Origin of the sequence: Porphyromonas crevioricanis, assembly GCF_900476255.1 — a bacterium.
Lineage (GTDB): Bacteria > Bacteroidota > Bacteroidia > Bacteroidales > Porphyromonadaceae > Porphyromonas > Porphyromonas crevioricanis.
Map to the genome: position 1 here is coordinate 1,417,085 of NZ_LS483447.1, position 13,562 is coordinate 1,430,646.

The following is a 13,562-nucleotide window of genomic DNA, read 5'->3' on the forward strand; positions in this document are numbered from 1 at the left end:
GATGAAAAATGAAGAGCTGAAAAAAAGCGGCTTTGCTACCCGCGCCATCCATGCCGGATCTGTAGAAAATGAGTTTGGTACATTGGCTGCTCCTATCTACCAAACTTCCACTTTCGTGTTTGAGAATGCTGCCCAAGGAGGTAGACGTTTTGCATTGGAAGAAGAAGGTTATATCTATACCAGACTCGGCAATCCCACTTGTACCATGGTGGAAGAAAAGTTGGCCATGCTGGAAGGTGGAGAGGCTGCGTGCAGTATGTCTTCTGGAATAGGAGCTATTAGCTCCGCTATCTGGGTCCTGGTTAAGGCTGGAGATCACATTGTAGCAGGCAAGACCCTCTATGGTTGTACCTTCTCTTTCCTGGAGCATGGTCTTAGTCGCTATGGAGTAGAGGTCACATTTGTAGATATGCGCGATCCAGAAAACGTGCGTAAGGCCATGAGACCCAATACTAAACTTGTGTACATAGAGACTCCTGCCAACCCCAATATGTACATCACGGACATTGATGCGGTAGCTAAGATCGCCCACAGTCAAGAAGGCGTGCAAGTAATGGTGGATAATACCTACGCCACTCCTTATCTCACTCGCCCATTAGAGCATGGCGCAGATATGGTAGTTCATTCGGCAACAAAATATCTCAATGGGCATGGTGATGTAATCGCCGGATTTGCAGTGGGGAAAAAGGAGTATATCGATCAAGTGCGTTTGTTGGGAGTAAAAGACCTGACTGGAGCTTCCATGAGCCCGTTCGATGCTTGGCTTATCAACCGAGGAATGAAGACTCTTGAGGTTCGCATGGATCGTCATTGCAGTAATGCTCAAAAAGTGGCCGAGTTCCTTGAGCAGCATCCCGCTGTGCAAAATATCGCCTATCCGGGTCTGAAGAGCTTCCCTCAATATGACTTGGCTAAAAGGCTTATGGATCAGCCCGGTGCGATGATTGCTTTTGAAGTCAAAGGCGGACGAGAAGCCGGTATTACTCTTATGGATAGCGTGCAACTTTGTTCTCTTGCTGTCAGTCTTGGAGATACTGAAACATTGATACAGCACCCGGCCTCTATGACTCACTCTCCTTATACTCCCGAAGAGCGTGCCGCCAGTGATATTTCCGAAGGTCTTGTGCGGCTTTCCGTCGGTTTGGAAAATCCGGAAGATATCATAGCTGACCTTAAACAAGGGTTAGACAAACTGATCTGATTATATCCCTATTTTCCCAAGCCTCTTTAGGCAGGATTTTTTTAGGACATTTATGTTGCCCCCCAATCGTGCTCGGTTGGGGGGCTTGTGTTTGGGAAAGTGCTCAAAGCAAATTTGTTATCTTCGCAGACAATAGTAATTCCTTTCTGTCTCACTAATCAAAACAACAAGTATGAAAAAAACGCTTTTAGCTTTAGCTCTGTTAGTTATGGTATCATCATGTACACAACGGGCAAAGCAGGGCGAAGAAAATCCCTTGCTCCGACCTTCCGAGCTGTTCATGGGTGCGCCCGACTTTGCCAGTATCAAAAATTCCGATTTTAAGCCGGCTTTCGAAGTGGCCATGAATGAGCAATTGGCCAAAATTGACTCTATTGTAAACAACGGTGAAAAACCAAGTTTCGACAATACGGTATTGGCTTTGGAACTTTCCGGTAAGTCTTTGCGCAGAGTATCGGCTGTCTTTTTTGGCTTGGTCTCGGCTCATACCAATGATGAGTTGAAAGCCATTGAATCTGAAATGATGCCCAAACTCTCTGATCATAGCGATGCGATCTTTCTGAATGAGGCTCTTTTTGCTCGTATCAAGAAAGTCTATGAAACACGCTCTGAGGCATTGGAGGGAGAAGACAAACGCTTAGTTGAGTATTATTACAATGATTTTGTCCGTGCCGGGGCTAATTTGTCGGCTCAGGATAAAGCAGAGTTGAAAAAGATCAATGCTCAATTGGCTTCTCTTTCTACTGAGTTCGGGCAGAAGCTGACTGACGCAACTTATGCCAATTATATTTTGGTTTCAGACAAAGATTCATTGGCTGGACTTACGGACATAGAGATTTCCTCTGCAGCTGAAGAAGCCAAGAAAAAGGGGCATGAAGGGAAATATCTGCTCCAGCTCACTAATACAACACAGCAACCTCAGATGGCTTTCCTCGAAAACCGAGAGGTGAGGCGTCGTTTCTACGAAGCTTCGGTAAATCGTTGCTCCAAAGGGGATGTCAATGATACAAGAGATATTATTCGTCGTATTGCCAAATTGAGAGCACAAAAAGCAAAGTTGCTTGGGTACAACTCTTTTGCCGCATGGAAAGTAGAAGACCAAATGGCTAAGACTCCTGAGCATATCTATGATTTGCTTGGTACCCTTGCAGCCGGTTATAGCAAAAAAGTTAAGACCGATGCAAATGAGCTTCAGAGCTATATGCAGAAGCTCACCGGAGATAAGAGTATGAAGCTCGAAGCCTGGGATTGGGCTTATTATGCCGAGAAGCTACGTAAGGAAAAGTACGATCTGGACGAAAATACACTGAAGTCGTATTTTGTGCTTGACAGCGTATTGCACAATGGTGTTTTCTATGCAGCCAATGCCCTCTATGGATTGAGCTTCAAGGAGAGAGATGACTTGCCTGTATATCAAGAAGATGTGAGAGTTTTTGATGTGTTTGACAAAGGTGGCGAACAGATAGCTTTGCTCTACACTGACTTCTATAAACGTCCATCTAAGAGTGGCGGAGCATGGATGAGCAACTGGCAAGAACAAAGTACAGTGGAGGGAACCAAGCCCATCATATACAATGTCTGCAACTACACCAAGCCGGAGCCAGGCAAACCTTGTCTATTGACTTTTGATGAAGTAGGTACTCTTTTCCATGAGTTTGGACACACCCTGCATGGGTTGTTTGCCTCGCAGAAGTATGTATCTCTGTCCGGTACAGCCGTACCTCGTGATTTTGTGGAAATGCCTTCGCAGTTTAATGAACACTGGGCCGTTGAGCCTTCTGTGCTGACTCATTATGCCAAGCATTATCAGACGGGAGAAGTTGTGCCAGATTCTCTATTGACAAAAATGGAAGAGGCTTCTCATTTCAATCAGGCATATAGCTTGGGTGAAAATCTTTCTGCTGTGACTATCGATATGGCTTGGCATAGCATTTCGGCTGATACGGACATAAACGATATAGAGGCTTTTGAAGCCGAAGCATTGAAGAAAATGGGGATATTGAATGCCCAGGTTCCTCCTCGCTACAAGTCTCCTTATTTCCGCCATATTTTCTCCATTGGCTACGCTGCCGGCTATTATGCTTATTTGTGGTCGGAAGTTTTGGATCAAAACATCTACACATGGTTCAAGGCTAACGGAGGAATGACAGCTGAGGGAGGGCAGCGTTTCCGTGAAATGATTTTGTCTAAAGGACATACGGAAGATCTAGCCAAGTTGTTCTCTCTTTTCACTGGTCTGGAAAAGCCTAAAGTGGAAGATCTGTTGAAATCGAGAGGGGTGATGTAGTCAGTCCTTTTCTTGAGCTCAACAAAAACGACTCAAAAAGATAGAGAGAGTCTGCCCGAGAAGAAGGCAGGCACTCTCTATCTTTTTGATAGGAAAGGATTTGTTGGTTCAGCTTTTGGAGTCCGTCGTATGGGCATTCAAAATCTCTTTGCCTCGACTGTTTGATTGTATATGTTTTGTAAACTCTTGTGCCCTGTAAGAATTGGAAAAAGAGAAAAAAGAGAGACCTTTTTTAGGAAGTAAACAGCAGCCTTTTTTATGCATTATATCGACCTCTCAAAACCCCGATGAATAGGGTGTTCTGAGAGGGTCAAAATTCTCTCCTGAGAGAAATTTTGCTAACACAGGAGAAAAAGTTTGCTCTCACGGGAGAGAATTTTCGTTCTCTCCCGTGTTAGCAAAAAACGGCTCCCATGCACATCAAAAAAAGAGCAGAAAAACTCAATGAAGGACCTCTGATTTGAGTAGAGAAAACCTCTCAGATAGGAAACAATAGAATATAAAAATAAACAGAAGGAAGCATCTTGGAAAGAGCCTTGTGGAATGCAGATGAGACGAGAAAAATGCAGCCGAAAATCCGCATATAAAAGATTGCACAATCCGGAAGAGAGTGGATTGTGCAATACTCTCAAAGAGCTATGCGACTTTGAGACTGGAATGCTTAAGCGAATTTCCTTAGTATTTCTTTTTTCGCGAAAGGGTATAAGAGGATTTGTGTAGGATAAACACCGGCAAAATAGAGCCAACTCCCAAGGTGAAAAGTACTGTTACAGCAATAATCATATTCGTTTGGAAGTCTTGCATATACTGAATAGCCAATGCGCCCTCTTTGTGGTGTATCACAAAGCGTACCAAACTCAACACGGCATTGTAGGCATACATACCGGGTATCATGGGTAGAAGAGCTGGAATGTAGAGTACTGTCATGGGGCAGTGGGTCCACCAACGGCCAAATACATAACTACCAAACCCGATAAGGATAGAGGCTAAGAGAGAGGCTCCTACAATATCCACTCCCAAACGGTTCATTAGGAACCAGCGGAGTCCGTGCCCCAAAGCTGCTAATATGATAATTGGAGGAAAAGATCGGCGGGGAGGAACGGATACGGCTGCAAATCCAACTGCAGCCATGCCGGCAAAGAAAGCATCGAGTAAAAGAGGGGTGAGGAAGTCCATAAGCGATTATATTTGGGCTATAGTTCCCGTGGTGATTAGTAGGGTGATGGCCATACCGCAGGCTATACTTAGGATGATGAGAGCACTGTGAATGAGTCGAGAGGTTCCCGAGAGAGTATGCCCCTCCACAATATCTATAATACCATTGATCAGGGGAACTCCGGGGATAATGTATAGGACAGAGGTTGCGAGAGCTGTGCCAGGAGTCGTTGTCGGATATCCGAGATAAAGGGCCAGAGCCGGCAATCCGGAGGAGATCGCAGCGGCTATTGTTATGGCTACATAGGCATTCAAGCCTCGTTTCTCAATCAAATACTTACGAACATAGAAGCCCGCTGCTGTTGCGAAAGCAACCAGTATGCAGGCAAAAAAATCTCCACCGAAAAGAGCACAAAAACATGCATTGGATAGAGAGATCAATAGCCAGGCTTGCCAGAATTTTTGCCTGTTCGACTTGAGCAGCACTTCTTCATACCGCTCCTGCGCCTGATCTATAGAGAGCTTTTTGTCGTGTATTTCCCAGCTGAGTGCACTTAGTTCGGAGTTTAGTACGAATTTTATTGGGAGTGTGGGTATATCGATCACTTCAGTGATAATATCTCCGCTCTCTTGATCACAGACCGTGAGAGTCATGGTTTTCATCGAGAGGTTTAGGTGAACTTCCGCTCCGAGGGCATTCCCTATGCGTTTCGTATTGCGGACTGTCCGTGAAGTATGAACACCGGAGCCAATGAGTCTGGCAGAATATTCAGCCAAAAAAGTGGCGATTTGTTTGAGGTGGTTAATAGTCATTTTGCTATCTGTGCGGTAATTCCATAAAACAGGGCAGGATGTATATAAAATCGTATTACATAGACAAATAAATCCATATGAGGGTTGTTTTGTCGATTATCCTTTTGTAATCTTGGCAGAATAGCTTCCAGACAGGAATTTCTATCACCCAACTCTGAACATCAACACTGACCAATACAACCTCAATTTTACCTACACCCTTCCCAGCCTTGCCCGGGAAATTGATAAAGATTGTTAGGTCTCTTCCCAACTACCCCGACATACTTGTTTGGTGCAGCAAAGATAGCTCCTTTAGTTGTTTGGCAAGCGATCAAATGGAGGACATTTCTCGCACGGAACAGTTCAGACACTGTGAGGTTTTGCTTACTTTTGTAGTGCTCAAAACGAACAGTTAAAAGCAAATACATCTTAATAAACATATCCATAATGAACGTATTACAAGAAATTATCAACCGGGCAAAGGCCATGCCTCAGCGCATTGTCCTACCGGAGGGTAATGAATCCCGTACATTGCAGGCGGCTGACAAACTGTTGGCTGACGGCGTAGTGAAAGTAATATTACTGGGCAAATCAGCCGAGATAAAAGTCAAGGCTGATGAGTTGGGCCTGAAACATATCGGGCAAGCTGAAATCATAGACCCACAGAATAATCCTCACAAACAGACCTACATAGATCTTCTGGTTGAATTGCGCAAATCAAAAGGGATGACCCCCGAACAGGCTGCTAAGCTGGTCGAGGATCCTTTGTATATGGCTTGTTTGATGATCAAGAATGGAGATGCAGATGGAGAAGTAGCCGGTGCCATCAACACTACTGGTAATGTACTTCGTCCTGCCCTACAGATTATCAAGACAGCTCCGGGCTTTAGCTGTGTGAGTGGTTTCTTTATGCTCTTTACCAAGGCCGAAGATTTGGGCGAAAAGGGTATGATCTGCTGTGCTGACTGTGCAGTGATCCCCAACCCCAGTGCCGAGGAGTTGGCACAGATAGCAGTAGCTTCTGCTCAGTCTGCTCGCGTTCTGGCCGGCATCGAGCCTCGTGTGGCTATGTTGAGCTTCTCCACAAAGGGAAGTGCCAAACACGAATTTGTAGATAAGGTGGTAGAAGCAACCAAACTTGCTCAGCAGAAAGCCCCTAATGAAATGATTGACGGAGAATTACAGGCCGATGCGGCTTTGATCAAAGAGGTGGGTGAGCTGAAAGCTCCAGGCAGCCCGGTGGCAGGTAAGGCCAATGTGCTGGTTTTCCCGAGTCTGGAAGTCGGAAATATCGGATACAAGTTGGTGCAACGGTTGGGTCATGCCGAAGCGATTGGCCCGGTACTTCAGGGAATGGGGGCTCCGGTGAACGATCTCAGCCGTGGATGTTCTGTGGATGATATATACAAGCTCGTGGCTATCACGGCTAATCAAGCTATTGCTTTGAAAAAATAATTGATTGAATTTTCTTTAGACAGATATGAAGATATTGGTTCTTAACTGTGGTAGCTCCTCAGTAAAATATAAGCTTATAGATATGCCTCAGGGCAGTGTGTTGGCCGAAGGTGGAGTGGAGAAATTGGGCTTGCCCGATAGCTTCCTAAAGCTCAAACTTCCCAATGGAGAGAAGGTTGTGCTGGAGAAGAATATGCCTGAACATACTGTGGCTGTAGGATTTATTCTTGAGACATTGCGCAGTGAGAAATATGGCTGTATCAAGGATTACAACGAGATAGAAGCTGTTGGCCACCGTTTGGTACATGGCGGTAGCAAATACGCCAATAGTGTGGAGATCGATGTGAATGTGATTACGACTCTCCAAGAGTGTACAGATTTGGCTCCAGCACATAATCCTGCCAATATCAAAGGGATAGAGGCTATTAAGGCCATCCTCCCCAATATCCGCCAGGTAGGGGTATTTGATACGGCTTTTCATCAGACGATGCCGGACTATGCCTACATGAGTACTTTGCCATACGAGATGTATGAGAAACATGGAGTACGTCGCTATGGCTTTCACGGAACCAGCCACCGCTATGTAAGTCAGAGAGCTTGCGAGATACTCAACTTGGATATCAACAAAGTGAATATCATTACGGCTCACATTGGTAATGGAGCTTCTATCGCCGCTATCAAGCAGGGCAAGGTTATTGATGTATCATTGGGTATGAGTACAGTGTCCGGTCTGATGATGGGAACTCGCTGTGGAGATGTAGACCCGGGTGCCTTGACTTTTGTTATGGAGAAAGAAAACATGACTCTGGCTCAGCTCTCCGAGATGATCAATAAAAAGAGCGGTGTCTTGGGTGTAAGTGGTGTATCAAGCGATATGCGTGACATAGAAGGAGCCATCAAGGCCGGTAATCCTCGTGCGATATTGGCAATGAAGATGTATGACTATCGTATTAAGAAATACATCGGCTCCTACGCTGCTGCTCTCGGTGGTGTGGACGTGATTGTCTTCACCGGAGGGGTAGGCGAAAACCAATGGACAACTCGTGAAATAGCTTGCGAAGGGCTTGAGTTTATGGGAGTCAAGATTGACAAGTCCGTCAATACCAATATGCGTGGTGAGGAGAAAGTGATCAGCTCTTCTGACAGTCGAGTGAAAGTGATTGTCGTTCCTACAGACGAAGAATTCTTGATAGCTAAAGATACAATGGAGATATTGGGGTAATGTAAGCCCCTTCCTCTCGAATTTATAGATAAGAGGCGCGCCAAAATATGATTTTTTGGCGCGCCTCTTATTTTTTTGTTTTTATGGAGGACAGTCTTGCAGAAACTGTTGCTCCTTTTTTATGCAAATCATATTCTATGAAAAAAATCTCTCACTACCGAAATACCAGAGATGAGAGACTTTTTGTGGATTGCAGAGCCGATTGCAAACTCACTTATTCCATTCGTACTCCCATTCGTTGTGCAGCCCCATCTGTTCTATCATAGCCATATCATGAGCTACCTGTTCTCCGTCTGTGGTGAGCATATCTCCAGTGATAGCAGCATTGATCCCTATGTATATAGCCTTGCGTTGCTCCTCATCGGAGAGCCTTTTTCGGCCACCTGAGAAGCGTAAATAAGCTGTAGGATTGACAAATCGGAAGTAGGCAATGGTGCAGAAAATCTCATCTACAGACAGAGGGGGTGCTGAGCCAAGAGGAGTACCGGGTATAGGTTGTAGAATGTTTATTGGGATAGAGAGAGACCCGATGGAACGCAAATAGAGAGCCAGCTCGATGCGTTGCCGGGCGGTTTCGCCCATACCGATAATGCCACCTGAGCATATTTGCATTCCTACCCGGCGAGCGGCCTCTATCGTTGCAAGTTTGTCTTGCTGAGTATGAGTGGTGCAGAGTTGTCGGAAAAAGGATGGAGCCGTTTCCATATTGCAGTGATAAGTCTTCACTCCAGCCAAATAGAGCTTGGATAACTGTTCTTCATTAAGCAGTCCGAGCGAAGCACAGCACTTGATATCAGTAACTTGGGCAATGGCTTTGTATGTTGCCGATAGATGTTCGATTTCCCTGTTTGAGGCTTTTCGTCCACTGCCAACAAGGGAAAAACGGCTGATGCCGTTTTGTCGATTGTAGCGGGCTAGTTTGACTGATGGCTCGTCGGACAGTAGAGCATAAGCCTCTGCTTGAGTGCTGTAGTGGGCACTCTGTGCACACCATTTACAGTCTTCCGGACAATTACCGCTTTTGCAGTTGATGATGGAACAGGTGTCAAATCGCACTCCATTAAGACTCCGGGTGATGCGGTGAGAGGCCTCGTAAAGCCTTTCCCGAGCTGCTTCTTTACCTTGCTCCACATAGTCGAGTAGTGCGTAAGCTTCTGACTCTGATATAAGGCCGCCTTCTATAATTCTCGAGGCTAAAAAATCGATCATGTTATTCAGAAGGTATATGAGTTGTATCCTCGATTAATGAGGGTGGGTAATGAATTTGAGTTGATGGGAATTTCATTACCCTTCTCAACTCTCATTGCCCTCTATACGTCGGATACTTCCTGTTTCCGGGTCGAAATAGATCTGTATGGATCCTCCCTTTCGAGGTTTGAACATACGAGGAGCCAGAGCTTCCCTATGGCCGAATTGGACTATCGGAAGTCTTGTCTTGGCTATTTCTTTCCCATCCAGACTGAGTCGAACAATAGCTAAGCCTGGTACATTGTAAACAACCCCTTTGAGCTTTCGGTCGTGTTTGATTTCCTCTTCTGCCCGTGCAAAGGAGGAGTTTTCGACGATTTCCAGATCCAATCGTACCGGTCTGCCACTCAAATCGTCTGAGGTTGTGAGTCCCCATTCTTCGGAATAGCGGAAAAGAACTCTGTTGGAGATTGCATCTCCCGGCTGTATTCTTGCACGGAAATGTTTGTATTCTTTTTTCTCTTGGCCATAGAATAGCTGCATCGATGCTTCTTCTTGCTCGCTAAGGGCGTCTATGGCCAACTTGAGAGATGCTCCGTCTTTGGGCATGCTCTCCACATTCCCTTTCATCAAGTCTATCTTGGCTTCTCGTATCTCATAGAGATACCGGGCTGCAATCTCAGCCTGTCTGGATTGCGAACCTGCAATTGCAAATTCTTGAGGGAGAGAAGGTTGTATGGGGTTTTGTCTTTCTTGATGATTGAGTGAGTTCAAGTCGAAAGGTTCAGATTCTCTCAGAGGCCAATTGTGAATTTCGGAACTGCCGGCGTTGATGGCGCAGATGAGCCCACGATCGTTGAGAATTACGTAGGGGGCGAGTGTTCCCGATCGAAACTCCACCTTGTAGCTGTGGTTCGGGTCGGGTACCCCTTTGGAGGATATTTTGATGTCTTTAATATGGTATTGTTGCAAAGGCTGGGCCTTGGCTTCAGATCCGAGTAAGGATGATGCATAGATTGCCAAAGGACCTGGCTGATAGCTGGTGTGTTCGACTAAGACATCTACCACAATCTCCGATTGAGGCAAGGTATATGTCACTCCGTAGTCGTTGTCCTTTTCTGCTGTTACTTTGCTGACATGAGTTTGAGCCTGCATGGATAAATCCCCACATAGAGACAGGAAAGACAAGCAGAGCCAACTCCATATGATTATGGTTCGTTGCATATCGGTAGAAGTCTTGTTCCAAGTGTCGCAAAGCTAATACAATCTTTTTGGCCTGATTACCCTCTGTCTTTTCAAAGTCCGATTTTGAGAGATCGAGGTATAGGGATTGAGCCTATTTGATTCAAAGGTTTGGGTGAAATTAAACATTCATACCCTTTTGTGATCTGAGGAATAGGCGAGCGATCGTAGTGCTTATTATTTTTCGCTCTATTTGATTGTTTGATAATTGCGATAGATAAAAACTGTAAGTATGAAAGTAAACTTTTGGACACTTCTTATCCTCCTCCTTTGTGCCTTTTCCCCCTGGGGAAATGTATCTGCCCAAAATGACCTGCATACAGCTACCGGTTTGGTGTTGGATATGCAAGGTGAAGCCATTATCGGAGCACACGTACAGCTCAAGAATGATCAGAAAACATACGGTGCTGCCACCAATACTAACGGTTTTTTTTCGGTCAAGAATGTGCCGGCCGGCAAATATCGGCTTTCGGTTTCCTACATAGGGTACGCAACCGTGGACAAAGAGGTTAGGTTGAGCCGGACAAAAGATTGGCAACTGGGAAATATAAATTTGCGGGAAGATGCTTTGCATTTGCAAACTCTGACTGTGAAGGCCTTAGCTGCGGATATGCAGGTGCGAGGAGATACGCTGGAGTTTAGTGCAGCTAATTATGGCCTTTCCGAAGGATCTGTGCTTGAAGATCTCATCAAGAAACTTCCTGGAGCGGAAGTGGATGAGTCGGGGAAGATTAAGATAAACGGGAAAGAAATCTCCAAAATCTTGATAGACGGCAAGGAGTTTTTTGCCGGGGATCCCAAGGTAGCCGGCAAGAATCTGCCGACAAATATGATTGATAAGTTGCAAGTATTGGAGAGACTCTCCGACATGGCTCGTATGAGCGGATTTGATGACGGAGAAGAAGAAACGGTGATCAACCTGACCACAAAGAAAAGTCTCAGGAAAGGGCTTTTCGGGTCTGCTTATGGGAGCTATGGAACGGTCTCCAGATATGAGGCTGGTACTATGATTAATCGTTTCAGCGGAGACAGTCAATTCACTTTCATTGCTGCTGCCAATAATACCAATAATCAAGGCTTTTCTGACCTTGATTTGGATATGTCACAAGCATCCTTTATTAATCCAAATTCTGGAATGGGGCGTCAGAGAGGGGCTGTTGCTTCTCCAATGCAGGTACCTCGGATTGATCCGAGTAAGGGGCTTACTGAGTCTGTGGTTGCAGGAGTCAATGCTGCGACTGATCTGTTTTCCCAACTCTCTCTCAACGGGAATGGTCAGTATGGATATGCAGATCAGTTTGTACGTACAGATCGGTCTATTATCAACATCTTGCCAGACGGAAAGAACACTCATCAGACGGAGCACAGCTTAGATCGGAGTTACAGGCACAATGCTGGGGTTGAGTTACGCTTGGTGTGGAAACCCGATTCGCTCACCGAGCTTATATACAGACCCTCTTTGCGCATGAATATCGGGCGACGGCTTTATGATGTCGATTATCGTACAACCCCCGAGGGTAGTGAGACCTTGATCAATGAGGGACATTACGCAATGAAGGAGGACAGCCGTCTGTGGTCCACATTCCATTTTCTCAATTTCAGTCGCCGGCTCAATAGCCGAGGACGCACGATTTCTTCGATGCTTAGTTTCAATTATAGGGGAGAAGATCGTGAAGCTGATCACCAATCGGAAGGAATGCCTTTCAGGAAAGACAACAATGATATTTCCAGATATGGTTATCGTTTGTGGTTATCCTATGTAGAGCCTGTTTGGAGTAGCTTTTTTCTGCAAGGAACGTATTCGTTGAGGCAGCAGCAACAGGAAAACAATAGAAGTTGGGATCGATTTGTATCCAACGATGTGAAAACATCGAATGGGGAGTTCAGCAACCGTTTCACAAGCCAAAAATTGGGTGTCAATCTGAAGTACATCCGTAAGTTCAGTGATTTTACATTGGGTTTTAGTGTCGATCCGAGCCAGACCCATAGCAAAAGAGTCGGTAGCTCAGAGATTTCTGCTTTGGACACAACTATTAGGGCTCTCAATTTTGCTCCGATAATGAGCTTTACTTATAACCCTCGGAAGCAAACCTCCGTGCGCTTGACCTATAGAGGACGGAGCTTGCAGCCCGGACTTGAGCAGTTGATCCCAATACCTGATGACACCAACCCTTTGCTTGAGATTGTAGGTAACCCGACTCTTAAACCCGGATTTGCTCATAACTTATTTGCTCGCATACAGCACTATAATAGTGCTTCTAAATCTTCTATCCGGAGTTCTCTTTTTGCTTCATACTTTATGAATGCCATTGTCCCTTATTCTCAGTATGATCCTAAGACTGGTAAGCGAACATTGAGCTATACAAATGAAAGTGGTGGCTATATGCTCCATGGCAATGCTTCTTACACCAGACCTTTGGGAAATCGTGGGCTTAGCTTGAGGATGAGTTTGAGTGGTGCCTATTCGCAAAATCCCAGCTTTGTAAACGGACAAAAGAATACATCCAAAGGGTTGAGAACAAATAATCGTCTGACTCTCGCCTATCAAAACAGCTTCCTCTATACATCATTGAACGGTAGACTTGGATGGAGCTATGTGACGAATACGACAGCCGGGAAAAATGAGATCAATACACAAGACTACACATTCAATCACGAAATCACTCTTAATATACCTTGGGGATTGAGTTTAGGTTCGGACATGAATTATAATGCCAACTCCGGATTTAGTCAGGACTTCAGAAATAGAGCTGTTAATTGGGATACGTTTGTGTCTTATAGCTTCCTCGCAGAGAAGAGAGCTACACTTCGTCTCAAGATATATGATATGTTGGATCAGGGAGCAGCTGTTTCCTCAGTCAGCACCCCTTTGACACTTTCCGAGGAAAAAGTGAACTCGATGGGACGGCATGTAATGTTGCATTTTATATATAAGTTCGACTCGTTTAGTGGCGGAGCTTCCCATAAGGATATGAAGCTTCCGGCTTCGACGATGCCCGGTCCTCGTCGTCATTGATTTA

9 protein-coding genes are annotated in these 13,562 nt (G+C 45.3%); 5 read left to right on the plus strand and 4 right to left on the minus strand.

Going from position 1 to position 13,562, the window contains the following annotated elements; genetic code table 11:
• Window position 1: 1 nt before the first annotated feature.
• Both megL and DQN70_RS06195 read left to right on the plus strand, forming a co-directional pair.
• Complete coding sequence (gene megL / locus DQN70_RS06190) at window positions 2-1,201, plus strand: methionine gamma-lyase (protein WP_197711762.1); 1,200 nt, start codon at window positions 2-4, stop codon at window positions 1,199-1,201.
• 172 nt (window positions 1,202-1,373) lie between these two features.
• The gene (locus DQN70_RS06195; protein ID WP_023937463.1) at window positions 1,374-3,488 is read left to right on the plus strand and encodes a M3 family metallopeptidase; all 2,115 of its coding nucleotides are present in this window, start codon (window positions 1,374-1,376) and stop codon (window positions 3,486-3,488) included.
• A gap of 675 nt (window positions 3,489-4,163) precedes the next feature.
• Here DQN70_RS06195 and DQN70_RS06200 read toward each other — a convergent pair.
• Window positions 4,164-4,664, minus strand: coding sequence for a threonine/serine exporter family protein (locus DQN70_RS06200; RefSeq protein WP_023937460.1), 501 nt, complete (start codon window positions 4,662-4,664; stop codon window positions 4,164-4,166).
• A gap of 6 nt (window positions 4,665-4,670) precedes the next feature.
• On the minus strand, window positions 4,671-5,456 hold the full coding sequence (locus DQN70_RS06205; protein WP_023937459.1) for a threonine/serine exporter family protein: 786 nt from the start codon (window positions 5,454-5,456) through the stop codon (window positions 4,671-4,673).
• A gap of 426 nt (window positions 5,457-5,882) precedes the next feature.
• On the opposite strand from DQN70_RS06205, the gene pta reads away from it, so the two are divergent.
• A complete protein-coding gene (gene pta / locus DQN70_RS06215) occupies window positions 5,883-6,890 on the plus strand; it encodes a phosphate acetyltransferase (RefSeq protein WP_023940984.1) in 1,008 nt (335 codons plus the stop codon).
• A 25-nt stretch (window positions 6,891-6,915) separates the two neighbouring features.
• Window positions 6,916-8,112, plus strand: a complete 1,197-nt coding sequence (locus DQN70_RS06220) for an acetate kinase (protein ID WP_023937456.1) — start codon at window positions 6,916-6,918, stop codon at window positions 8,110-8,112.
• 210 nt (window positions 8,113-8,322) lie between these two features.
• On the opposite strand, the gene bioB is transcribed toward DQN70_RS06220, so the two are convergent.
• Window positions 8,323-9,321 (minus strand): biotin synthase BioB, encoded by a 999-nt coding sequence (gene bioB, locus DQN70_RS06225; RefSeq protein WP_023937749.1) that lies wholly within the window; start codon window positions 9,319-9,321, stop codon window positions 8,323-8,325.
• A gap of 84 nt (window positions 9,322-9,405) precedes the next feature.
• A complete protein-coding gene (locus DQN70_RS06230; protein ID WP_042120319.1) occupies window positions 9,406-10,524 on the minus strand; it encodes a DUF4831 family protein in 1,119 nt (372 codons plus the stop codon).
• A gap of 250 nt (window positions 10,525-10,774) precedes the next feature.
• On the opposite strand from DQN70_RS06230, the gene DQN70_RS06235 reads away from it, so the two are divergent.
• On the plus strand, window positions 10,775-13,558 hold the full coding sequence (locus DQN70_RS06235) for a TonB-dependent receptor (protein WP_023937747.1): 2,784 nt from the start codon (window positions 10,775-10,777) through the stop codon (window positions 13,556-13,558).
• Window positions 13,559-13,562 lie beyond the last annotated feature (4 nt).

Excerpts from the sequence above, each read along its gene's own strand:
- DQN70_RS06195 (WP_023937463.1), top strand. The coding sequence starts at position 1,374 with ATGAAAAAAACGCTTTTAGCTTTAGCTCTGTTAGTTATGGTATCATCA.
- DQN70_RS06205 (WP_023937459.1), bottom strand. The coding sequence starts at position 5,456 with ATGACTATTAACCACCTCAAACAAATCGCCACTTTTTTGGCTGAATAT.
- DQN70_RS06200 (WP_023937460.1), bottom strand. The coding sequence starts at position 4,664 with ATGGACTTCCTCACCCCTCTTTTACTCGATGCTTTCTTTGCCGGCATG.
- bioB (WP_023937749.1), bottom strand. The coding sequence starts at position 9,321 with ATGATCGATTTTTTAGCCTCGAGAATTATAGAAGGCGGCCTTATATCA.
- DQN70_RS06230 (WP_042120319.1), bottom strand. The coding sequence starts at position 10,524 with ATGCAACGAACCATAATCATATGGAGTTGGCTCTGCTTGTCTTTCCTG.
- DQN70_RS06220 (WP_023937456.1), top strand. The coding sequence starts at position 6,916 with ATGAAGATATTGGTTCTTAACTGTGGTAGCTCCTCAGTAAAATATAAG.
- pta (WP_023940984.1), top strand. The coding sequence starts at position 5,883 with ATGAACGTATTACAAGAAATTATCAACCGGGCAAAGGCCATGCCTCAG.
- megL (WP_197711762.1), top strand. The coding sequence starts at position 2 with ATGAAAAATGAAGAGCTGAAAAAAAGCGGCTTTGCTACCCGCGCCATC.
- DQN70_RS06235 (WP_023937747.1), top strand. The coding sequence starts at position 10,775 with ATGAAAGTAAACTTTTGGACACTTCTTATCCTCCTCCTTTGTGCCTTT.